We start from the raw sequence: 22,221 nt of genomic DNA, 5'->3' as shown, positions 1-22,221 counted from the left end.
GCTCTTCGTGATCGAGAAAATGATCCGTAAAATGCTTGAAATGATATCCTCAAGTGACTGTGGAACGCTAAAAAAGACGTACGAGGTGCAGTGAAGATGGCAACAGCAACGATCGATACAGCGGCAGTTCAAGCAGTAGCAGCGGAGTACAAGGTTGCTGACATCAGCCTAGCGGAGTTTGGTCGGCGTGAGATCGACATCGCTGAACAGGAGATGCCGGGACTGATGTCCATCCGCAACAAATACGCCGCAGGCAAGCCGCTGGCCAATGTACGCGTGACAGGTTCGCTGCACATGACGATTCAAACGGCCGTGCTGATCGAGACCATGGTCGCGCTTGGTGCCAACGTTCGCTGGGCAAGCTGCAACATCTTCTCCACGCAGGACCATGCTGCAGCGGCGATCGCTGCCGCCGGCGTGCCGGTTTTTGCCTGGAAGGGCGAGTCCCTTGAGGAGTTCTGGTGGTGCACGAACCAGTCGTTGAACTTTCCCGACGGTAAGGGTGGCCTGCTCGGACCGCAGCTCGTGATCGACGACGGCGGCGACGTGACTCTCCTGATTCATAAGGGCGTCGAGATGGAGAAAGGCGACAAATGGATTGATTCACCCTCCGGCTCCACCGAAGAGGACGTCATCAAGTCCCTGCTCAAGAAGGTCCATGCAGAGCACCCGACACGCTGGCAGGATGTAGCGAAGGAATGGCGCGGCGTCAGCGAAGAGACCACAACAGGCGTTCACCGACTTTACAAGATGTTCGAGAAGGGTACGCTGCTCGTTCCTGCGATCAACGTCAACGACTCCGTCACCAAGTCGAAGTTCGACAACCTCTACGGCTGCCGTGAATCGCTGGTCGATGGCATCAAGCGCGCCACTGATGTGATGATCGCCGGCAAGGTTGCCGTAGTCTGCGGATTTGGCGACGTTGGCAAGGGTTCGGCGGCCTCCCTCCGCGGCCTCGGTGCTCGTGTTGTAATCACAGAAATCGATCCAATTAACGCTTTGCAGGCTGCGATCGAAGGCTATGAAGTCACCACTCTTGAGGAGACGCTTGGACGTGGCGATATCTATGTCACATGCACCGGCAATGTCGACATCATCACCGTCGAGCACATGAAACTGATGAAGGATCAGGCGATCGTCTGCAACATTGGTCACTTCGACAATGAGATCCAGATGGAGCCACTGAACGCGCTCAAGGGCGTGACCAAGCTGAACATCAAGCCTCAGGTTGATAAGTACACCTTCGAGACGGGGAACAGCATCTTCATCCTGGCCGAAGGACGTTTGGTGAATCTGGGTTGCGCTACTGGACACCCAAGCTTCGTCATGTCGGCAAGCTTCGCAAACCAGACGCTTGCACAGCTTGACCTATGGGCCAACAAGGATACCTACAAGGTAGGGATCTACATCCTGCCGAAGAAGCTTGATGAGGAAGTTGCACGACTGCACCTCGAGAAGATTGGCGTGAAGCTGACGACGCTCTCGACGAAGCAGGCAGCGTACCTCAGCGTTCCTGTTGAAGGCCCCTACAAGGCTGATCACTACCGCTACTAGATCCTTACGAACGATGGCCGCCCGGATGTTCGGGCGGCCATCGTTCGTTAACGCTCAATCTAGGTAAGCGGCTCAGCATCAATCGTTGTAATCACCTGGACACTGGACGAAGCGGACGGCTGGGCGTCAAGAAGAATCAACGTTCGCGCGGAGCCGCCGACATACTTTGTCTGAGCCCCGCTATGAACTGCCATCGCCACGGTCGAAGGCGTGCTTCCTGCAGGAAGCATGACCACCGTACAAGTACAGGCAGGAATGTTGAGGTAGCCTGTATAGCTACCCGTAGCAAGATTTGTCACTACCGGGGTAACAGACGACAGGCGATGTCCCGCGGGAACAAGGTAGACGTCTACAGGCCCGGACCTTCCAGCTTGATGAATGAAGCGTAGAGAAGGGCTTGGCGAGGCCTTCGCAGCGGTTGGCTGACCACGATCTGTGAGAATCACCTGCTGGAGATTTGCAACGGAATTGCTCACCAATACCGTGTAGTGAGCCTCCGGACTGAACGACCCTTCGATCGTCGACAAAACCTGACGCGAGCCAGCCACGTCGACCGTCAGCGTTGACGGTCCCGGAGCGAGCGAAAGATAAGAGGTTGTCGTTCCAAAACCCAGGTTGTACGCTACACCAGTGTTGCCTTGGTAGATGTCTACGGCGGGTGCATCTGGCGACACATCGACCACCCGGACTCTCGCCGATGAACCAGCGCTACTGAAACTCTGGCAGCCCGTCAGCGCGACCAGACACAGGCCGAGCAGCCCGGCATAGCGGATACCTTGGCCGGGATGGGTGGTAAACAAGGGCATGGGCTGTAGATTTCAGACTATTACATTCATGTAATTCGCCGTACAGGCTATGGCGCTCCCGGCAAACAGCGGCGCCCCCATACCTCGTCGACCTGGCATCTATTTCTTTGGCTGCTTGGCGATAATCTGATCCTTAACCGCATTGTAGGTAGCGACCGGCAGGATACCCCGGCTCGTAAGCTGGTTCTTTGCAGTGTAGGGACGGCCAGCAATGATGCGCTTGCTATAGGCATCGCCAATTCCCTTAAGGGCCTTCAACTGGTCGGCCGTCGCTGTATTGATATCAAGCTTGTCCGCGTCGGCAGTCGTGGACGCCTGGATGGACCCGACGGATGACGCAAACGCCGGTTGGGCATGGAAAGAGCCGGCTGTTGCGGCAGCAAAGAGAACGAAGGCGAGAAAAAAGCGGCTGAATCTATTCATGACGAGGCTCCTGACCGGACCTAAGAAGACTAGAGCAGACAGAAGCGGAAGTAAATGAATTTACGTGCGTCAGCCCGCGGCTACATTGACATTCAAAGCCGTCAACGTTAGTTTTGAGTTATGAGTTTGCGCTTGCTTCATCACGGACACCATCATCATCATGCGAACAGCGTGTTGGCGGCAGTGTCCGGTGCGACGATCTAAACCGAGCGCACGACAGGATTCACAAAGCCCGCTGACGCGAATACCGCGAGCGGGCTTTCCTTTGTGTACTCCACAACATCCGAACCCACAGGTTGAACCACTTCAGAAGGAATGACGGCGATGACGATTGACTTCAACAAAATGGACGGTCTGGTTCCGGGAATGGTCCAGGATGCCAAGACCGGCGAGCTCCTCATGCTCGGTTTTCTCAACGAAATCAGTTATGCCAAGACCCTCGAAAGTGGCTACGTCACCTTCTGGAGCAGGTCGCGGCAAAAGCTCTGGATGAAGGGTGAAACAAGTGGCAATCGCCTGCGTGTCGTCGAAGCTGCGACCGATTGCGACAACGACGCACTCCTTTTCAAAGTTGAAGTCGAAGGCGATGGTCTGGTCTGCCACGAGGGAACAATCAGCTGCTTCACCAAACCGATCGCGATGGAGACGAAGTAATGGCGGCAACAATAAACAAGCTTAAGCTCGGGATTCCAAAAGGCAGCTTGCAGGATGCGACGATTGCCCTCTTCGAACGCGCCGGCTGGCGCATCCTGGCAAATGGCCGCAGCTACTTCCCCAGTATCGACGATGTCGAAATCGAGTGCATGCTTGTCCGTGCGCAGGAGATGGCACGGTATGTCGAGCACGGCGCGCTCGACGCCGGACTCACCGGGAACGACTGGGTTCTTGAGAACCAGACGGACGTTGAATACGTCACCAGCCTCACCTACTCCAAGCAGAGCCGCCAAAAAGTAAAGTGGGTGCTTGCCGTCCCCGAGGATTCGCCCTTCCAGAAGCCCGAAGACCTCGCCGGCAAGATCATCGCCACCGAACTAGTCGAGTTCACGAAGCGCTACTTCGCGAGCAAGAACATCCCGGTAACTGTGGAGTTCAGCTGGGGCGCCACTGAAGTAAAGCCGCCGACACTGGCCGACGCCATCGTCGAAGTAACCGAAACGGGTTCGAGCCTGAAGGCAAACCGTCTTCGCATCATTGAAACGTTGATGGAGAGCGAAACCCAGCTCATCGCCAACAAGAGTTCCTACAAGGATGCGTGGAAGCGGGAGAAGATCGATAACCTCTCGCTCATGCTCAACGCCGCGATTGCTGCCCAGGGCCGCGTTGGCTTGATGCTCAACACGCAGAAACAAAACTTACCTGCGGTGCTTGGCGTGCTGCCAGCATTGAACTCTCCAACCGTATCGCAGCTGAGCGATCCGGAGTGGGTCGCTCTGAATACAATCCTCGACGAAGCGCTGGTGCGCGACGTCATTCCCAAGTTGAAGGCTGTCGGCGCCACCGGCATTGTCGAATATCCATTAAGCAAGGTTGTGCTGTAAGCAGAGGGCATCATGAAGCTGATTCGTACCTTTGGACGAAGTAGGGCCGCAGCGCAGGCGTTAGTCGAAACGCTGGAGCAGCGTGGAGCCGTAAGCACTGCCCGCGTAGAACCGTCGGTCGCAAAGATCCTGTCTGCCGTACGCAGGCAAGGCGACGTCGCGCTGAAGCAATATGCAGTCAAGTTCGACGGCTTGTCGAAAGATCAGGATCTTCAAGTCTCTCGCGAAGAGATGAAAGCTGCATGGGTGGCGACTGCACCGGCCTTACAGAAGGCGATGCAGACAGCACAACAGAATATCCGCACCTTCGCTGAAGCACAGATGCCCCGTGAATGGACGACCACTCCAGCGCCCGGCGTGAAGACTGGGCAGATTGTAAGGCCGCTTACCAATGTGGGCTGCTATGTTCCTGGTGGCCGCTATCCCTTACCCTCAACATTGCTGATGACCGCAACCCCCGCGCAGGTCGCTGGCGTTGCGCGGATCGTGGTCTGCTCTCCCAAACCTGCTCGCGAAACGATGGCTGCAGCGTGGCTCGCAGGCATCACAGAGTTCTATCGCGTAGGGGGCGCCCAGGCGATTGCCGCGATGGCCTACGGAACGAGCAGCATCGAGCGAGTCGATAAGATCGTCGGACCGGGCAATCTCTATGTAACTGCTGCCAAAACGATAGTCTCCGCTGAATGCGGCATCGATATGCCTGCAGGCCCAACTGAGATTACGGTGACCAGCGAGACAGGAGACCCTGCCGGCATCGCCGCGGACCTCGTTGCGCAGGCCGAGCATGATCCCGAAGCACTGGCTATCCTCATCACGAGTAATCCGGAGCTTGCCACCGCCGTAGCAGCGGAAGTAAAGATGCAGGCAAAACGCAACGTTATTGCGAAACAATCGCTGGCCGCGCAAGGTTGCATTTTTGTAACCGAAACGGTAGCAGAAGCTCGTGAACTGACCAATCGGCTGGCTCCGGAGCATCTGACAGTGGATTCGCAGGCCGATCTCAAATGGGTTCAGAATGCTGGTTCGGTCTTTGTCGGTGCCTATGCTCCACAGTCCATGGGAGATTACATCTCTGGCCCAAACCACGTTCTCCCTACTGGCCGGGTTGGTCGTATACGTGGAGGACTGAGCGTGATGGACTTCGTCAAGATCATTACCGTGCAGGAGTACACACGGAAAGGTCTAGGCGCTATGGGCCCACATGCGATCGCCTTAGCCGAGGCAGAAGGATTAGTAGGACATGCGGAAAGCGTACGAGTGAGGATGCAATGAGTATGGCAATTGCAAGCAGTACCGTGAAACCGCGTCAGGCTGTACTGGACATGCCGGAGTACCATCCACCGCTCGCTGCGCGCGAGATGCTGCGGCTCGACTTTAATGAGAATACTTTCGCTCCATCTCCCCGCGTCATCGAGCGGCTTAGAGAGATCACCTCTGAAGGCCTAACGAAGTACCCGGAGCGTGAACCAGTCGAGCGGATCGTGGCAGACCACTTCGATCTCGAACCCAGCCAGGTGCTTCTAACAAACGGTGTCGACGAAGCGATCCACCTTCTCTGCGCAGCCTTCCTCGAACCCGATGACGAAGCTCTGATCGCCACACCCACGTTCTTCATGTATGACGTGAGCATCTCGATGATGACCTCGGGGCTGCGCAGAGTTCAGTCTGACGCTTCTCTCGAGTTTCCCTACCAGCGATTTCTCGACGCCATCACGGATAGAACCAAGCTGATCATCGTAGCTTCGCCGAACAACCCGACAGGATCAATCGTAAGTCGGCAGCATCTTCTAGCCATTGCCGCAGCAGCGCCGCACGCAGTCGTGATGGTGGACGAAGCCTACTACCACTTCCATGGGGAGTCGACGATGCAGGACATCGCCACCACACCCAATCTAGTCGTCGCCCGCACCTTTTCGAAGGCCTACGGACTGGCAAATCTACGTATTGGCATGCTTGCGGGCAACGCCGAAGTCATCAATCACGTACGGAAGGTCAGTTCGCCCTACAACGTAAATGGTGTGGCCTTGGACTGCCTGCCCGTCGCACTAGCCGATGAGGCCTACGTCGCATGGTATGCAGAGCAGGTTCGCATCGGGCGCGAGCGAGTCATGGACGAACTGCGCGCTCTCGGCGTCCCCTTCTTTCCCAGCCACGCAAACTTCGTTCTCATGAACATCGGCCCCAGGCACAAGGAACTCGTCGCGAACATGCGTAAACATGGCGTGTTACTCCGCGATCGATCGGCCGATCCGGGCTGCGAAGGCTTCGTACGAATCACGATCGGGATCGCAGACCATGTAACCCTGGGCCTCGCCGCACTCAAAGCTTCTCTGCAAGAGATTGGATGGACTGCACGATGATTGAAAAGGCACTCAAAGTAAGAACTGGAACGATCAAGCGAAACACCACCGAGACGCAGATTGCCCTGAAGCTGGTAGTCGATGGACAGGGTGTCTACAAGGTTTCGACTGGCATACGCTTCTTCGACCACATGCTCGAGCTCTTCACGCGGCACGGCGGCTTCGATCTCACCCTGACCTGCACCGGCGACCTCGATGTAGACCAGCATCACACGGTCGAAGACGTAGGCATCGCCCTCGGAGAAGCCTTCGGCAAAGCGCTCGGCGACAAGAAAGGGATCATGCGCGCCGGCTACTTTGTTATGGCGATGGATGAAACGCTGGCAGTAGCCGCAGTCGACCTCAGCGGCCGTGTCTCCTACGTGGTGGACGACAAGGTAAAGGTTCGCCTGGTGGGTGACTTCCAGAGCGAGTTGCTAGCCGATTTCTTCGACGGTTTTGCACGGGGAGCCAAGGCAAACGTCCACGTAAAGACAATGTATGGCCGATCGAATCATCACAAGATCGAGGCGATCTTCAAGGCGTTTGCACGCGCCCTCCGCGGTGCATGTTCCCGTGACGAACGGATGCAAGAGATGCTTCCATCGACCAAGGGCCTCCTGTGATTGCAGTCATCGACTACAAAGCCGGAAATCTCACCAGTGTCGTCAAGGCTCTCACTTATCTTGACGCGGGTGAGATCACGGTGACGCAGGACCCCGAGGTCGTCCTGCAAGCGTCCAGGATCGTGCTTCCCGGGGTCGGTCACTTCCGCTCGACACAGTTGCTGACGGACCTGGGCCTGACAGAAGCCACACGGCAGGCGATCAAGAAGGGTTCTTACTTTTTGGGCATCTGCGTTGGTCTTCAATGGCTCTTCGAAGGCTCGACAGAATCTGACGGAACGCCCGGACTTGGTCATTTCGCCGGCGCATGCGAACGCTTTCCGGTGCGCTTTGAAGATGCCGAGCTAAAGTCACCTCACGTTGGCTGGAACTCTCTTGAAGAGGTCAAAAACAAATCCCGGCTCTTACGCAACATCGACACCAGCAGCTTCGTTTACTACACCCATTCATGGCGAGCGCCGCTCGTTTCCAGTACCGCCGCTGTAACAAATTACGGCGGACCCTTTACCGCCGCAGTCGAACACGAGAATGTGATGGGTGTGCAGTTTCATCCGGAGAAGTCCAGCGCCGTCGGATTACAGGTCTTGAAGAACTTCGTGGAGTTATAAATGCCTTATTTGTATGAGTTGAAGCTAGACGAAGGCGAGCCCGCGTACACGCTCCTCCAACAGCTTGTCCCAGCAGGAACACTGGTCGGCACCGGTCAGGCAGTCGCTATCCTGACGGATGGTACGGTGGGGTCGATGGAGTACCATTTGCCCGCTCCGAGGCAGGGACTATTGGTTCAATGGCATGCTGGGAGTGGCGACGTCCTGAGCCCCGCAAATCCAATCGCCCGCATCGTCTGTGAGGGTGTCGAAACGCCTGTTCCCGGCGCCGTGCCCTCTCGGCTGGGGTAACGATATGCTGACCAAACGAATCATCGCCTGTCTGGATGTCCGGGGCGGTCGCGTCGTCAAAGGCGTTCAGTTCGTCGACATCATCGACGCAGGCGATCCAGCAGAACTTGCCCATCGCCATGCCGCTGCCGGTGCAGACGAGATCGTTCTGCTCGACATCACCGCCACGCACGAAGGCCGCGGAACATTGCTCAACACCGTCAAGCGAACCGCCGCCGCACTCTTTATTCCCTTCACCGTTGGCGGGGGAGTGCGGTCAGCAGATGATGCTGCAGCTGTCTTCGACGCGGGTGCCGATAAGGTCAGCATCAACTCAGCCGCAATCGCTCGGCCCGAATTAATTAGTGAAATTGGCTCAAGCTTTGGGGCACAGGCCGTCATCGTGGCCATCGACGCGCGACGAGGCAAAGGCGTCGACGATGCAGAGGTCTACGTGAGCGGTGGACGCACGCCTACCGGTCTGCGACTAGTTGACTGGGCTCGCGAAGCAGAGTCGCGGGGAGCCGGCGAGATCCTGCTCACCTCGATGGACACCGATGGCATGCGCAATGGCTTCGATTGCGAACTCACCGCCTGCGTCAGCGAAGCGGTCAACATTCCCGTGATCGCCAGTGGTGGCGCAGGTTCGGCGGCCCACTTTGCGGAGGTCTTTGCTCGTGGCAAAGCGGATGCGGCGCTCGCGGCAAGTATCTTTCACTTCGGAATCACGGATTCCCGAGCCCTCAAAGCAGAGCTGCAACAGAACGGCGTCTCCGTCCGCCTGCCCTGCTAACCCTTTCAACAAATAGAACAGGATACATATGCTGATACCTTCGATTGACCTGATGGACGGACGCATTGTGCAACTCGTACAGGGCGAAAAGCTGAAGTTAGCCTTCGACGACTTCGAATACTGGATCGGGCGTTTCGAAAAGTATCCGACCGTTCAGCTTATCGACCTCGATGCCGCCATGCGCCAGGGCAACAACCGAGCCTTGATTGAGATGATCTGCAAGCGACTCCCCTGCCAGGTGGGCGGTGGGCTCAAGACTGCCGAGGACGGGCTAGCTCTCCTCGATGCAGGAGCGAAGCGGGTAATCTACGGCTCCTCGCTCTTCGGTGCCGCTGGAGTCAACAAGGAGTTCGCTGCCGGTCTGAAAAAAGCTCTGGGCGAAGATGCCCTGGTCTTCAGCGTCGACACGAAGGGCGGTCGTGTCGCTGTCAAAGGATGGAAGGACTCCGTCGACCTTACCCCTGAAGAGGCAATCACCTGGCTCGAAGACTATTGCGCCGCCTTCCTCTACACCCACGTCGACACCGAGGGCACCATGTCCGGCTTCCCGATCGACATGGCCGCCATACTTCGCGCAACCACCGCGCGCCAATTAATCGTCGCCGGGGGTATCAAGGAACAAGCCGAGGTCGACGCTCTGGACGCTATGGGCGTCGATGCTGTAGCCGGAATGGCCGTTTACTCCGGAGTCATGGAAGCCTAATCGTCTTTATCGTTGCCGCCGCCCGCAAGCGCGTAGTAGCCCTTGCGGGCCTGGACCTTCTGGTCCTTTCCACAGGCAATCTTTAGATTTCTGAAGGTCCCATCCGCCTTCAGGTTGGTCGGCGTGTAGCTGGCAAGATACTGTGTCCGCAACTCGTCCTGAATCTGGTCGAACGCCTCTTCAAGCTTTTTGCCGTTGTTCCCTACGTTGATCACGCGGCCCCCCGTGTCGGTGGCCAGCTTCTCCATGTCGCGGTCGCCGCTGTAACCCATTTGGAAGCCACCGTAGAACCCTCGATCCGCGATCAGGATGACATAGACGATAGCGTTCGCCTTCTGCGCAGCCTCGGTCGCCGTCTTGATCGTCTCCTGGCTACCCTGGTCACCACCATCGGTCAGCATCACGAGGATCTTCCGTCCAGCCTCCTGCCGCAGCTTGTCATGCGCCGCAAGATAGACCGCATCGTAGAGCAGCGTCCCACGTGCCGAGCCATGACCCGTTACCGAACCCGTACCCGCGCCTGTATTGATCGAGGCCTTGTTGATCGCCCGCCGGATCTCACCGGCGTTATTGGTGTAGTCGGCCAGCAGATCTACGTTGATATCAAACGAGATGAGGAACGCCTCATCCTTCGGCGTCAGCACCTCCTTCAGAAAGCGCGCTCCCGCATCCTGCTCCAGCGGCAAAACGTTCTGCTGACTGCCACTGGTGTCGAGCAAAATCCCGATCGTCAACGGAAGATTCTTCTCCTGCGTAAAGTTCTTGATCGTCTGCGTGGCCTTGTCTTCGTCGATGCTGCAGTCGTTCTTGTGGAGATTGGTGATGTAGCCGCTTTTGTCGCGAACGGAGAAATACACGTTCACCAGGTTGACGTTGACTTTAAGCGTTTGGACATCCTCTCCCTGCTGGGGCTGCGCTGCAGCGTCGCTGGCAGGTGGGGGACCACCGGGGGACGGCGCTTCCTGGGCAAAGACCGCAGGCGACAGCGTGAAACTGAGAAGGATGGCGGCAAGGGCTTCAAGGCGCATACCGTATTAGACGACGAAGCAGTCGAATGCGTCAGCGAAATTTCAAAGGCGCCCGCTGCCAGGGGCCTCACGGAACGAAGAGCACAACGTACGACAAACTCAATGCGTCCAATGAGGTACGTCAAACTTCTGATGACGGTGCAGAGCTTGCGCTGATACTCTGTTAGTTGGACTAGTACGGGAGAATTACCGAGTGAATCAGAGCGTAATGGCAGGGGTACTGGCATGCATGATGCTGGGCCAGCAGGCACCACAGACAGTTTCGCCGCAAAGTAGCGCACCAGAGGCGATTCCGGATGCCCCAAGGCCGCAGGCATTGCCCATCGGACCCATCGCTCCCGGCAAAGGCACGACGCTGGAATCGAACGGAGAGACAGCGCCGCGGTCGGATCAGTCTGCCCCCGGAAGCACCCTCCCCTCAGCAGTGGCTCCCACTGAGGCTGTGCACGAGGATGATGGCGCAGCTCCTGATCTTCCCGCAGCAGGCGAAGGTGTCAAGGCCTTTACGCTGGTGGTCGGTGTGAATTTCGTCGAAGTGCCGTTCACCGTCAAGGATAAAAAAGGGGTGCTGGTCCCCGGCCTCACCTGGCGCGATGTCCGCGTCTTTGAGAATGGGCTCCGTCAGAAGATGGAACTCTTCACCACCGACCCCTTCCCACTTTCGGTCGCGCTGGTTATTGACCAGAGTATGCCCTTTGACGAGATGACCAAGGTCAACAACGCCCTTGGCGCCCTTCAGGGTGCATTTAGCGCCTATGACGAGGTGGCCGTATTCACCTATAACAACGGCCCCCAGCAGCAGACCGACTTCACCGGCGGTCAGAGCGCCCGATTGAACGCCGTTCTGGACCGATCGAAGTCCGTAGGACGCGAGCCCCTGATGCCACTTGGCGGCCCGATGTCGCAAACCACGAACATCAACAATCAGAACTTTGATCCGAACACTGCTCCAGTACGCAATCATCAGGGTATCGAGCTTAACGCTCCTCGCGAAGTCCATACGCTGAACGACGCTATCTTCGCAGCCGCGCAAGCGACCACCAAGGCTGGTCCGGGCCGCCGCCGCATCGTCTATGTCATCGGCGACGGCAAAGAGTACGGCAGCACCGCGAAGTATAAGGACGTAGTGCACTACCTCCAGGCCAACAAGGTCGCCGTCTACGCAACGCTCGTCGACGATTTCAAAATCCCTGGCACTGGCTTCATCGATCGCATCCATCTTCCGTTCCAGATGCGTGACAATATCCTGCCACTCTACGCCGGTGCGACCGGCGGCCAGATCGATCCCGAAGCTCGAACCCCCGGCATCGCTCGCAGCTTCGCAAAGATTGCCGAAGAAGTTCGGACCCAGTACACCATCGGCTACTACACGCGTGAGCCGTTCATCGACGGAAAATATCGCAAGCTGGAGGTCAAGGTGTTGCGGCCAAATCTGACCGTCATCTCCAAGGATGGCTACTATCCGACCGCTGGCGATGCACGGCCCCGTACCATCCAGGCCCAGTAGTCTCGCGCCCAGTGCTCTACGCCCAATGAACCACCTGTTGCAGGGAAACGTCCTGCTAGCCCTCGCCGCCGCCTTTACCTGGGGCGGCGGCGACTTTAGCGGAGGCATGGGCGTAAAGACTGTAGGCGGAAGTGTCGGCGGCGCGCTGCGCATCGTTCTACTCAGCCACCTCACCAGCTTCACGGTCCTCATGGCTGTCGGATCAATGCGCGGTGTGCCCTTCCCGCATGGTGCCGTTCTCGCATGGGGCATCGCCGCCGGAGTAGCAGGCGGCCTGTCACTCACCGCCTTCTATATCGCGCTCTCCCGTGGAGCCATGGGTGCTTCAGCCGCAATCAGCGGTCTTCTGGCCGCCGCCATCCCAGCAGCAGTCTCAATAGCTGAAGATGGCTCACCAGGATTGTTGCGACTGAGTGGCTTCATCATAGCCGGCATTGCGATCTGGCTGATCGCCGCAGGTCCTTCCATATCGGACTCGTTCAGTAAAGGCACCATGGGTTTGGCCATCGCCGCCGGTGCCGGCTTCGGCCTTTATTTCGTGGCGCTCAAAATGGCCGGTCCTGCGGGTCCGTTATGGGCGATGGCAACGGCTCGGATGGGTAGTCTCAGCGTTTGCTCCCTCCTCCTCATTGGCCTCTCAATCAAGGGCGGCGAGCCGAAGGTACGTATCACCTGGACAGCTATGCGCTGGGTATTCCTGACCGCAATGATGGATACCTCGGGCAACCTGCTCTTCGTCGCCGCGACTCGGGCCGGAAGACTGGATGTCGCAGCAGTCCTCGCCTCGCTCTACCCCGCAACAACCATTCTCCTGGCCGCTTGGACATTGAAGGAACGTCCAACCCGCAGGCAAGGCATAGGCATGCTTGTTGCCGTAGCCGCCGTCGTGATGATCACGCTTTAGAGCTTGACGGTTTTGGGATTCATGGTAGGCGCAGGATATTCGAGTTTGAGTCGATCCAGCGTATCCGCCAGAATCTTCGAGATCGCCACATCGCGGTACCATTTGTGGTCGGCTGGAATGACGAACCACGGTGCATGGCGATGGCTCGTGGCCGAGATCACATCGTTGTACGCATGTTGATACTCATGCCAGTACTGCCGCTCCTTAAAGTCAGCAGCCGACAATTTCCAGTGTTTATCTGGGTTGTCCAGGCGAGCCTGAAGACGAGCCGTTTGCTCTTCTTGCGAAATATGCAGAAAGAACTTGAGGATCACTACTCCGTTTGCGGCAAGCGCCGCCTCGAAATCATTAATCTCTGCGAATCGCTGCTCCGCCGTTTTGGCCGAGATGACCTTATGAACACGAGGTGACAGGACGTCTTCATAGTGAGATCGGTTAAAGATGCCGATCATGCCACGCGGCGGAATGGCGTTATGAGCCCGCCATAGAAAGTCGTGCCGCTCCTCAAGTGCCGTAGGCACTTTGAAAGAGCTGACATCACATCCTTGTGGATTTACGCCGGAAAAGATATGACGAATGGTGCCGTCTTTGCCCGCCGTATCCATTCCCTGCAGAACAATCAACAATGCGCGCTGCTGGCTCGCGTAGAAGATGTTCTGCAACGCATCGAGCCGGTCACGGTGTTTGACCAGCACAAGCGCAGCAGATTCTTTCGTCTTATACCCACCGTCGTCATCCGTTGCGAGGCGCGAAAGGCGCACCCGCACATGGGGCTTTACGAGATAGGGAGACTTCAGCTTCATTCAGGGGACTCAATACAGCAGAAACAACGATCAGCGCAGAGCGGTCAATCCAGCTACTTGACTGACTCTTCCGGCTTAGGCGTAACCGTGTGAGCGGTGTCGCCAGGCTTATTAACCTCTTCAGTAACGCCCTTCATCCCATCTTTGAAGCCACGAAGACCCTCGCCAAGCCCTTTACCAAGCTCAGGAAGCTTCTTGCCTCCGAAGAGGACGAGAACGACAACTGCAATAACGATAAGATGTGTCGGTGTAAATAGTTCGCCCATAGGATTCTCCTTGCAGCTTGAGCGCGACTGTGGCGCCGAGCGGCACGCTTCATTGTCGCACAATGCCGACCGTAGCAAGTACGATGCAGACGAAGAAGCAGACGTGTCCTCCAACGATATATCCTGATAGAAGACGGAAGCGCAGAGCGGAATCCCGAGTAGTCAGGATTTGGAGAACGATGTTGAGATTGAAGATGGCTGGAACGAACCTTGGAATACAGCGGATGGCGATCCATGCGCTGAGTGGAATAGTACTTGCTGGTTCCCTTCTGGCAGGCACGGCAATAGCGCAGACAAAGCTTGGACCCGCGGCTCCCGTCTCCTATGACAACCGCTACGAAGTCTACGGCGGCATCAACTTCATGAACTTTCAGGCCGGCCAGAACCTTCCCAAGCGAATGAACTTCGCCGGCGGTGAGGCCCTTGGGACATATTGGCTGACTAGAAGGCTCGGCGTAGCCGTTGACTATCGCGGCGAGGCAGGAACAACCCCGGTTCTCCCGAATCCATTTGTAAACAATCGTCCCCTTGTTTACATGAACATGCTCATGGGCGGCGTCCAGTACCGTGGACCTAAAAACCACTACGCAGCGATTGACTACCACGGCTACTTCGGTGCATCGCACGGCGTCTTCAACTACAGCACAATGAGCGTTCCTGCCGGCAGTGTCGCAACGACCGGACTGTACACCAACCGCACCAAGCCGATCGGCGCTGTAGGCGCAAGCGTCGACTTCAACCGATCCAAGGCAATTGCTGTTCGAATCTCACCGGACCTTATCTTCGAACACTTCGGCACCGAGACGCGTGAGTTTTTCGCAATCTCGGGCGGCCTCATCTATCGTTTCGGCAAGCGCTAAACAAATCTTCATAGGCAGAACAAAGGGCTGAGAGTCGAACTCTCAGCCCTTTGTCTTTCTATGAAGAGCTACCAGGTATTGCCCTGTTGCATGAACTCCGGCGACACAGGATTCTCATACACAGAGTAATCGCGCGTCACAACGGTTAGCCCCGATGCCGACACGAAGTAGTTCTTCTTATCCTCATTCGGGTCGTAGCCGATTACCGTTCCGTCAGGAATATGAACGTCCCGATCGATAATCGCATGGCGAATCCGGCAGTGCCTGCCGATATTGACATGCGAGAAGATTACGCTCGAGTCCACATCGGCATACGAGTTCACACGAACGTCCTGCGACAGGACACTGTTCCTCACCACGGCACCCGAGACGATCGATCCTGAGGCAATGATCGAATTGATCGCCATGCCGGTACGACCTGGCTCACCGAACACAAACTTCGCCGGCGGGTACTGATAGGCTCGCGTCCGCATCGGCCAGGCTTTGTCATAGAGGTTGAAGGTTGGCGTCACGCCTGCAACATCCATATTCGCCTCGTAATAGGCCTCGAGCGTACCAACATCGCGCCAATATAGGGCCTTCTGCTTATTCTCGTCCACGAAGTTGTACGCCATCATCTTGAAGCGCCCAAGGATATTTGGCAGAATATTGTGCCCAAAATCATGCTTGGAGTTTGGGTCCTCAGCATCCTTGATCAACTCGGGCAACAGCACATCCGTGTTGAAGATGTAGATACCCATGGACGCGTCCACCATATCCGGCATAAACGGCGAGCGCATCTTCGTCTCTTTGGGCTTTTCCTCGAAGCCGGTAACTTCACCATTACGTGCGACCTCCACCACCCCGAACGAGGACACTTCCTCTGGCGGAATCGGCAGCGTCGCGATGGTCACATCGGCGCCAGTCTCCCGATGCTGTTGGATCATCAAGCCGTAGTTCATCTTGTAGATGTGATCACCCGAGAGGATGATGACGTACTTCGGCTCTTCAGCTCCAATGGAGTAGATATTCTGGTAAACGGCATCCGCCGTCCCGGTGTACCAGTTTTTGCTCACCCGCTGCATCGGCGGCAGAATCTCAATAAACTCGCCGAGTTCGTTAGCAACAACTGGTCCCCAGCCCTCGCGGATATGACGGTTGAGCGAGAGAGCCTTGTACTGCGTCAAAATATAGACATGGCGCAGATCCGAGTTAATGCAATTCGACAAGGTAATGTCGATGATTCGGTATTGGCCGGCAAACGGTACAGCGGGCTTCGCGCGATCCCTTGTAAGTGGAAAAAGTCGCTCACCGGCACCACCGGCAAGCAGGACGCCTAGCGTATCTCTCATGTTCCGGCTACCTCGAACGGATGAACAGTCTATCCAGTGTTTGGGATGCAAGAATCTACACCCGCGTTTGAGAACGCGAGTCTACCATGCAATCCGGGTCTTTGATGTTCACGATCGGTGCTACGTACGCCGCGCCGGAAACCAGCAGAACAGAAGGCTATTCATCGGGAGTCCCGGACCCTAGCCGTCTTCCATTTTCTTCGCTGTCTTCCGAGAGGCTGATGCGAAGCGATTTCAGGAAGTTCAGGTCGGTCGAAGTAAATGGCCCGTCCAGCGTCTCTCCGTCGATCTCGGAACCGTCAGCTTCTTCCGCATCAAGTTCATTCAAACCGATCGTAGCCTCCAGCATGAGCAGCACATCAAACCCTTGTTCCCGAATGTTCTTCACCACGCCAGCGATATGCTCCGACTCGGAAACCGACTCGTGGATCGCTTCGCCAAGCTTCTGGATTAGATTTTTCACGTTTTGATTCAATGCCACCTCCGGGCTGCCCTAAGTGCAAGTATGAACCGCGCATCGGGTATTCCCAGCCCTGCACACTCGGTGGGAACGGCATTGCGGGGCCGCGAACGCAACCTGTTCGACCTAGAATACGCGTCCGCGCCCTTCTCTTCAATCACGCTGTATCGGTTCGAGGTTTCGTAAGCTATACGACCGTATGGTGGTCCGACCAGGCCGTCTCCAGGCGATGCGCCATATCTTCAACCGGCTGAACGCGCTTCGCGCCAAACACCAGAAAACCTACCGCTGCCGCACAGAACCCGCCCACGAGAAATAATGCCTTCTTCATAACACTCTCCGAGATGGAAACGCCTCAACTCCGAGTTGGATGCACCAAGCTCGAAACGAGTTCTCTAGCCGCTCACCCTTTGGCAGCGCAGAAGCTACCGGCTACACTTTCTATATGGACTCGGTTCGATTCGGCAAAGCACTCGGGATCGGCGCTCGTCACGCAGCGAAAGCGCTGATCGACGCCGCTGAGGCTGCGTCCGCTTCCCCTCCTGCGCCAGTCCGTACCAGCCAGAACGCACAGTCGACCCAAGCCGCCCGCTCCGGTGAGGTTCTTGGTCAGCGAGCCGCCCGAACCACCGCGAAAGCTCGCCAGACGAAGGAAGGCTTCGCCCGAGGCAGCAAGCGCTTCGGCGAGGCGGTCTGGGGCCCATTCGTCAAAGTATCCGGCGTTCTCTGGCTCGAGCTGACCGGCGTCTTCTTCGGTCTGTTCCTGCTCACTGCCCTCATCAACGCCTGGAAACTCCGTTTCAACCTGCACGATATCGGCAGCAATCACGAGCAGCATCAGCACCTGCTCTTCTCGATCGCCATGGCCCTCGTCTTCGGATACTTCTGCATTAGCAGCTTCGTCCGCGCCAGCCACAAGCAGCACCGCAGCTAACGCTCTTCTCGGCGTACAGTACCGTCATGGCCGAAACGCCGAAACCCGCTACCACCAGTTCCGGCATCCCAGTCGACCTCACGTACGGCTCTCCCAGCCCCGGCGAATATCCCTTCACTCGCGGCATTCAGCCCACCATGTACCGGGGCCGACTCTGGACCATGCGCCAGTACGCAGGGATGGGCGACGCCGAAGAATCGAATCGCCGCTACAAATTCCTCCTCGCTCATGGCACCCGGGGACTCTCCGTAGCCTTCGATCTACCCACACAGATCGGCTACGACTCCGACTCGCCCTTGGCCCTCGGCGAAGTCGGCAGGGTTGGCGTCGCCATCGACTCGATCGACGACATGCAGCGCCTCTTCGACGGCATCGCCCTCGACACCATCACGACCTCGATGACCATCAACGCTACCGCGCCGATCCTCCTCGCGCTTTACGTAGCCGTCGCAAAACGTACCCGCACAGACATCAGGAAGCTCGGCGGCACCATCCAGAACGACATCCTCAAGGAGTACATCGCGCGCGGCACCTACATCTACCCAATTCCGCACGCCATGCGCCTCATCACTGACATCTTCGCCTGGTCCGCCAAAGAGATCCCGGAATGGAACACCATCTCCATCTCCGGCTACCACATGCGCGAGGCAGGTTGTACCGCCGTTCAGGAGGTCGCCTTCACCCTCGCCGACGGCATGACCTACGTCCAGGCGGCCATCGATGCTGGGCTAGACGTCGACACGTTTGCCCCTCGCCTCAGCTTCTTCTTCAACGCTCACAACAATCTGCTCGAAGAAGTAGCCAAGTTCCGCGCCGCCCGCCGGATGTGGGCTCGCATCATGCGCGAGCACTTCCACGCAAAGAATCCGAAGAGCTGGATGCTGCGCTTTCACACCCAGACCGCTGGCTCGACCCTCACCGCCCAGCAGCCCGAAAACAATATCGTCCGCACCACCCTACAGGCACTTGCCGCAGTCCTTGGCGGCACCCAATCCCTCCACACCAATGGCTTTGACGAGGCCCTCGCCCTTCCCACCGAACAGGCCGCCCGCATCGCCATTCGCAGCCAGCAGATCCTCGCCCATGAGAGCGGCGTAGCCCAAACCGCCGACCCACTGGGCGGCAGCTACTATATCGAGTCCCTCACGGACGAAATAGAACGCCGCGCAAACGCCTATCTCGCCACCATCGCCGACTTCGATCTCACCGGCCCTTACGGCATGCTTCGCGCAATCGAGCAGGGCTACATCCAGCGCGAAATCCAGAACGCTGCCTACACCTACCAGCGTGCCGTCGATACAGGCGAGGCCGTTGTAGTCGGTGTCAACGCGTTCACCTCGGAAGACGAGGCCAGCGTGCCCCTTCAGAGCACTGACCCCACCCTCGAGGCCCGGCAGGTCGAGCGCGTCCGCGCACTGCGCCTTCGCCGAAACACGACGCTGCACGCAGCCGCCCTGCACCACGTCGAGGACGCTGCACGCAACGCCTCCAACCTCATGCCTCCTATCCTCCACGCTGTAGAAAGCGAAGCTACCGTCGGCGAGATCGCAGACGCGCTGCGCAAAGTCTTCGGAGAATACCGCGAATCAGTGACGATCTAACCGCAACGAAACATTTGCCACTCGCGTCACGTCTCACCGTCCAGTGAGCTTACCGAGGCAACGCCATGACCATGCGGCAAACTCTGCACCTCCTTCTCGTAGGATTTGCTGTCACCTCAGCCGGAAAGATCCGCGCTCAGGATGCCTCCTCCCCACCGGTCGCCCCGATCCCGCAGGCCTTTCAAGCTGCGAAGACAGTCTTCATCTCCAACGCAGGAGCGGACAGCGGCCTCTTCCCGCATCCTTTCAACGGCGATCCCGACCGGCCCTACAACGAGTTCTACGCCGCCATTCGAGCCTGGGGTCGATACGCAATTGTGAGCGACCCGTCCCAGGCTGACATCGTCTTCGAACTACAACTCAGTGCACCCAACGGACCGGCGAACGCCGACAAGACCAAGGGAGCCTCTGACCCGCTGCCGATGTTCCGCCTCGTCATTCTCGATCGCCGCAGTCATTACATCCTTTGGGCGCTCACCGAGTCGATCCTGCCCGCCAACCTGCAGAAGACCCACGATCGCAACTTCGACGACGCCATCACCACGATTGCCGAAGATGTAAAGCGACTGGCTGCAGCGAAACCCTGAAAACGGATTCGCCGACTCGACGAGACTGATCCCGCAAACCTCGCGTCTCACTTCAGCATGAAACAAAACGGTCACCCCCGCCTGCTAGTCCTCCTCCTCCTGCTGGCGGGATTGTCACACTCACCCGCAACCTCCCAGATCATCCCCGAGGTCCACGGCACCACCCTCTCCGGAACGCCTGTCGACCTGCCGGCAGCGTTGAAAGGCAAAGTGGGCATACTCGTCATCGGATTCAGCCAGGGCTCGCGCGACGCCGTCACCGTCTGGGGCAAAAAGCTCGCCGCCGACTACTACGATTCCCCAAGAGTCCTCTACTACGAGATGCCCGTCCTCGCCTCCGTCCCCCGGCTCATGCGCGGCTTTGTCACCAGCCGGATCAAAGCAGCCGTCTCCGACCGAGGTAAGTCACACTTCATCCCGCTCACCGAAGATGAGCCCGTATGGCGCTCTCTGGTTCACTACAAGGCACCGGACGACCCCTACCTCCTGCTCGTCGACGCCCAGGGAACCGTCCGCTGGCAGACACAGGGCCAGGCATCGGACGTCACCTATGCTGCCATGAAGCAGCAGGTCGACCAGCTCCAGGCCCATCAAGGCGCGACGTCGACCCGGTAGGTGCCCGGCTGCGTTTCCTGTCAAAATAGAAAGGAAGACATCGGCGCCGCCTCTGCGCCCGAAGGACAAGTGCCTCATGGCTGAGATCGCAGCACCCTCATCGCTCCGCAAGACGTCCCTGAACGCCACTCACCGCAAGCACCGCGCCAAGATGGTCGACTTCGGCGGCTGGGACATGCCCGTCGAATACTCCGGCCTGATCGCCGAGCACATGGCCGTCCGCACCGCCGTTGGACTCTTCGACGTCTCGCACATGGGCGACATCCAGCTCCGCGGACCCGGCTCGCTCGACGCCGTCAACCAACTCTGCATGAATGACGCCTCAAAGCTTGCCATCGGCCAGGCTCATTACTCCGCGATGCTCCACCCCAACGGCACCTTCGTCGACGATGTCGTCGTCCACAAGCTCTCCGACAATGACTACCTCATCGTCATCAACGCCGGTACCCGCGAAAAAGATATCCAGTGGGTCCGTAGCGTCATCGGTGCGATGCCCGGCGTCCACGTCAACGACTTCAGCGACCACTACACCCAACTCGCCATCCAGGGTCCCCGCGCCGCCGAGACGCTCCAGAAGCTCACCCCCGTCGACCTCAGCACCATCAAGAACTACTGGTTCACCTGGGGCAAGCTAACCCTCCGCGACGGCACCAGCCTCTACAACGTCATGATCGCCCGCACCGGCTACACCGGCGAAGATGGCTTCGAGATCTACATCCCCTCAGACGAACCCACCAGCGCCAAGGTCTGGAACGAAGTCCTCGCTGCTGGCGACGAGTTCGGCATCGTCCCCTGCGGCCTCGGCGCCCGCAACACCCTCCGGCTCGAATCCGCCATGGCCCTCTATGGCCACGAGATCTCCGACACCATCAACGTCCTCGAAGCCGGTCTCGGCCGCTACGCCAAGCTCGAGAAGCCCTCCTTCATGGGTCGCGAAGCCCTCATCGCGATCCAGGCCGATGGCGGTCAAAAGCGTAAGCTCGTCGGCCTCGAGATGGTCGATCGCGGCATCGCCCGCGACGGCTACCCGGTCACCACCATCGACGGCACAAAGATCGGCGAGGTCACCAGCGGCTCCCCCGCCCCCTTCCTCAAGAAGAACATCGCCATGGCCTACGTCCCCGTACAGTACGCCGGCATCGACGAAGAGCTCGCCGTCGAGATTCGCGGTCAGTTCGTCAAGGCAAAGGTAGTCGCTTTACCGTTCTACAAACGTGCGAAGAAATCCGCACCCGCCGCACCCACTACAATCTAATTACTGGAGAACTGAGCACATGTCCTACCCCACAGGGTATCGCTACACCAAGGAACACGAGTGGATCGAAGTGATCGGCACAGCCGGAACCGTCGGCATCACGGACTACGCCCAGAACTCACTCGGCGACATCGTCTTCGTCGAACTACCCAAGGTCGGCGATAAGGTCGAAGCCGGCAAGATCTTCGGCTCAGTCGAATCCGTCAAGGCCGTATCCGACCTCTACTCCCCGCTCACCGGCACTGTGACCGAGATCAATAACGATCTCTCCACGCAGCCCGAGAAGCTGAATACCGACGCCAATACCACTTGGATCATGAAGCTCGATATTCCCGACGCCACCCAGGCAGACGCCCTGCTCACAGCCGAGGCCTACGAAACCTTCATCAGCGAAGAGACCGGACACTAAA

27 protein-coding genes are annotated in these 22,221 nt (G+C 57.9%); 19 read left to right on the top strand and 8 right to left on the bottom strand.

What is annotated here, in order from left to right; all coding sequences use genetic code 11:
• The first annotated feature begins 96 nt into the window (after positions 1-96).
• A complete protein-coding gene (gene ahcY / locus OHL20_RS10740; RefSeq protein ID WP_263383185.1) occupies positions 97-1,554 on the top strand; it encodes an adenosylhomocysteinase in 1,458 nt (485 codons plus the stop codon).
• Positions 1,555-1,613: 59 nt separating this feature from the next.
• On the opposite strand, the gene OHL20_RS10735 is transcribed toward ahcY, so the two are convergent.
• Entirely contained in the window at positions 1,614-2,360 is a 747-nt protein-coding gene (locus tag OHL20_RS10735) for a DUF4397 domain-containing protein (protein WP_263383184.1), read from the bottom strand.
• Between the two features lie 99 nt (positions 2,361-2,459).
• Positions 2,460-2,783 carry a ComEA family DNA-binding protein gene (locus OHL20_RS10730; protein WP_263383183.1) on the bottom strand — a complete coding sequence of 108 codons (324 nt, stop codon included), beginning with the start codon at positions 2,781-2,783 and terminating at the stop codon, positions 2,460-2,462.
• Between the two features lie 315 nt (positions 2,784-3,098).
• On the opposite strand from OHL20_RS10730, the gene hisI reads away from it, so the two are divergent.
• The 9 genes from hisI to OHL20_RS10685 are packed head-to-tail and all read left to right on the top strand — an operon-like array spanning position 3,099 to position 9,660.
• Positions 3,099-3,437: a phosphoribosyl-AMP cyclohydrolase gene (gene hisI, locus OHL20_RS10725; RefSeq protein WP_263383182.1), complete on the top strand. Its 339-nt coding sequence runs from the start codon at positions 3,099-3,101 to the stop codon at positions 3,435-3,437.
• Entirely contained in the window at positions 3,437-4,321 is an 885-nt protein-coding gene (gene hisG / locus OHL20_RS10720; RefSeq protein ID WP_263383181.1) for an ATP phosphoribosyltransferase, read from the top strand. Before hisI ends, hisG begins: the two co-directional genes overlap by 1 nt.
• Positions 4,322-4,333: 12 nt before the next feature.
• Positions 4,334-5,593, top strand: a complete 1,260-nt coding sequence (gene hisD / locus OHL20_RS10715) for a histidinol dehydrogenase (protein WP_263383180.1) — start codon at positions 4,334-4,336, stop codon at positions 5,591-5,593.
• Between the two features lie 2 nt (positions 5,594-5,595).
• On the top strand, positions 5,596-6,681 hold the full coding sequence (hisC, locus tag OHL20_RS10710; RefSeq protein WP_317890950.1) for a histidinol-phosphate transaminase: 1,086 nt from the start codon (positions 5,596-5,598) through the stop codon (positions 6,679-6,681).
• Positions 6,678-7,286 (top strand): imidazoleglycerol-phosphate dehydratase HisB, encoded by a 609-nt coding sequence (gene hisB / locus OHL20_RS10705; RefSeq protein WP_263383178.1) that lies wholly within the window; start codon positions 6,678-6,680, stop codon positions 7,284-7,286. The genes hisC and hisB overlap by 4 nt, the downstream gene beginning before the upstream one ends.
• Positions 7,283-7,894 (top strand): imidazole glycerol phosphate synthase subunit HisH, encoded by a 612-nt coding sequence (hisH, locus tag OHL20_RS10700; protein WP_263383177.1) that lies wholly within the window; start codon positions 7,283-7,285, stop codon positions 7,892-7,894. Before hisB ends, hisH begins: the two co-directional genes overlap by 4 nt.
• The gene (locus OHL20_RS10695; protein ID WP_263383176.1) at positions 7,895-8,185 is read left to right on the top strand and encodes a hypothetical protein; all 291 of its coding nucleotides are present in this window, start codon (positions 7,895-7,897) and stop codon (positions 8,183-8,185) included.
• 4 nt (positions 8,186-8,189) lie between these two features.
• Positions 8,190-8,957, top strand: coding sequence for an imidazole glycerol phosphate synthase subunit HisF (hisF, locus tag OHL20_RS10690; protein ID WP_263383175.1), 768 nt, complete (start codon positions 8,190-8,192; stop codon positions 8,955-8,957).
• A 28-nt stretch (positions 8,958-8,985) separates the two neighbouring features.
• Complete coding sequence (locus OHL20_RS10685; protein ID WP_263383174.1) at positions 8,986-9,660, top strand: 1-(5-phosphoribosyl)-5-[(5-phosphoribosylamino)methylideneamino]imidazole-4-carboxamide isomerase; 675 nt, start codon at positions 8,986-8,988, stop codon at positions 9,658-9,660.
• Here the strand turns inward: OHL20_RS10685 and OHL20_RS10680 are convergent.
• A complete protein-coding gene (locus OHL20_RS10680; RefSeq protein WP_263383173.1) occupies positions 9,657-10,688 on the bottom strand; it encodes a VWA domain-containing protein in 1,032 nt (343 codons plus the stop codon). The two genes, OHL20_RS10685 and OHL20_RS10680, sit on opposite strands and share 4 nt — an antisense overlap.
• Before the next feature lie 193 nt (positions 10,689-10,881).
• On the opposite strand from OHL20_RS10680, the gene OHL20_RS10675 reads away from it, so the two are divergent.
• Positions 10,882-12,195: a VWA domain-containing protein gene (locus tag OHL20_RS10675; protein WP_263383172.1), complete on the top strand. Its 1,314-nt coding sequence runs from the start codon at positions 10,882-10,884 to the stop codon at positions 12,193-12,195.
• A gap of 25 nt (positions 12,196-12,220) precedes the next feature.
• The gene (locus tag OHL20_RS10670; RefSeq protein ID WP_263383171.1) at positions 12,221-13,099 is read left to right on the top strand and encodes a DMT family transporter; all 879 of its coding nucleotides are present in this window, start codon (positions 12,221-12,223) and stop codon (positions 13,097-13,099) included.
• On the opposite strand, the gene OHL20_RS10665 is transcribed toward OHL20_RS10670, so the two are convergent.
• Both OHL20_RS10665 and OHL20_RS10660 read right to left on the bottom strand, forming a co-directional pair.
• On the bottom strand, positions 13,096-13,902 hold the full coding sequence (locus OHL20_RS10665; protein WP_263383170.1) for a polyphosphate kinase 2 family protein: 807 nt from the start codon (positions 13,900-13,902) through the stop codon (positions 13,096-13,098). The genes OHL20_RS10670 and OHL20_RS10665 overlap by 4 nt on opposite strands.
• A gap of 53 nt (positions 13,903-13,955) precedes the next feature.
• A complete protein-coding gene (locus OHL20_RS10660) occupies positions 13,956-14,168 on the bottom strand; it encodes a Sec-independent protein translocase subunit TatA/TatB (protein WP_263383169.1) in 213 nt (70 codons plus the stop codon).
• A gap of 179 nt (positions 14,169-14,347) precedes the next feature.
• On the opposite strand from OHL20_RS10660, the gene OHL20_RS10655 reads away from it, so the two are divergent.
• The gene (locus tag OHL20_RS10655; RefSeq protein WP_263383168.1) at positions 14,348-15,028 is read left to right on the top strand and encodes a hypothetical protein; all 681 of its coding nucleotides are present in this window, start codon (positions 14,348-14,350) and stop codon (positions 15,026-15,028) included.
• Between the two features lie 68 nt (positions 15,029-15,096).
• On the opposite strand, the gene glgC is transcribed toward OHL20_RS10655, so the two are convergent.
• The 3 genes from glgC to OHL20_RS10640 all read right to left on the bottom strand — a co-directional run bounded on the left by glgC (position 15,097) and on the right by OHL20_RS10640 (position 17,150).
• Positions 15,097-16,359, bottom strand: a complete 1,263-nt coding sequence (gene glgC / locus OHL20_RS10650; RefSeq protein ID WP_263383167.1) for a glucose-1-phosphate adenylyltransferase — start codon at positions 16,357-16,359, stop codon at positions 15,097-15,099.
• A gap of 157 nt (positions 16,360-16,516) precedes the next feature.
• Positions 16,517-16,834 (bottom strand): hypothetical protein, encoded by a 318-nt coding sequence (locus tag OHL20_RS10645; RefSeq protein WP_263383166.1) that lies wholly within the window; start codon positions 16,832-16,834, stop codon positions 16,517-16,519.
• Positions 16,835-17,006: 172 nt separating this feature from the next.
• Complete coding sequence (locus OHL20_RS10640) at positions 17,007-17,150, bottom strand: hypothetical protein (protein WP_263383165.1); 144 nt, start codon at positions 17,148-17,150, stop codon at positions 17,007-17,009.
• 39 nt (positions 17,151-17,189) lie between these two features.
• On the opposite strand from OHL20_RS10640, the gene OHL20_RS10635 reads away from it, so the two are divergent.
• From OHL20_RS10635 to gcvH, 6 genes are all read left to right on the top strand, one after another.
• Positions 17,190-17,753, top strand: a complete 564-nt coding sequence (locus tag OHL20_RS10635) for a hypothetical protein (RefSeq protein ID WP_263383164.1) — start codon at positions 17,190-17,192, stop codon at positions 17,751-17,753.
• A gap of 26 nt (positions 17,754-17,779) precedes the next feature.
• The gene (locus OHL20_RS10630) at positions 17,780-19,354 is read left to right on the top strand and encodes an acyl-CoA mutase large subunit family protein (RefSeq protein WP_263383163.1); all 1,575 of its coding nucleotides are present in this window, start codon (positions 17,780-17,782) and stop codon (positions 19,352-19,354) included.
• Between the two features lie 65 nt (positions 19,355-19,419).
• Positions 19,420-19,941 (top strand): hypothetical protein, encoded by a 522-nt coding sequence (locus OHL20_RS10625; protein WP_263383162.1) that lies wholly within the window; start codon positions 19,420-19,422, stop codon positions 19,939-19,941.
• 57 nt (positions 19,942-19,998) lie between these two features.
• Positions 19,999-20,556 carry a TlpA family protein disulfide reductase gene (locus OHL20_RS10620; RefSeq protein WP_263383161.1) on the top strand — a complete coding sequence of 186 codons (558 nt, stop codon included), beginning with the start codon at positions 19,999-20,001 and terminating at the stop codon, positions 20,554-20,556.
• A gap of 76 nt (positions 20,557-20,632) precedes the next feature.
• Positions 20,633-21,811 (top strand): glycine cleavage system aminomethyltransferase GcvT, encoded by a 1,179-nt coding sequence (gene gcvT / locus OHL20_RS10615; protein ID WP_263383160.1) that lies wholly within the window; start codon positions 20,633-20,635, stop codon positions 21,809-21,811.
• Positions 21,812-21,830: 19 nt separating this feature from the next.
• Positions 21,831-22,220, top strand: coding sequence for a glycine cleavage system protein GcvH (gene gcvH, locus OHL20_RS10610; protein ID WP_263383159.1), 390 nt, complete (start codon positions 21,831-21,833; stop codon positions 22,218-22,220).
• Position 22,221: the final 1 nt, after the last annotated feature.

It is taken from the genome of Granulicella arctica (genome assembly GCF_025685605.1).
Taxonomy (GTDB): domain Bacteria; phylum Acidobacteriota; class Terriglobia; order Terriglobales; family Acidobacteriaceae; genus Edaphobacter; species Edaphobacter arcticus.
This window is presented reverse-complemented; position numbering and strand designations above follow the sequence as displayed.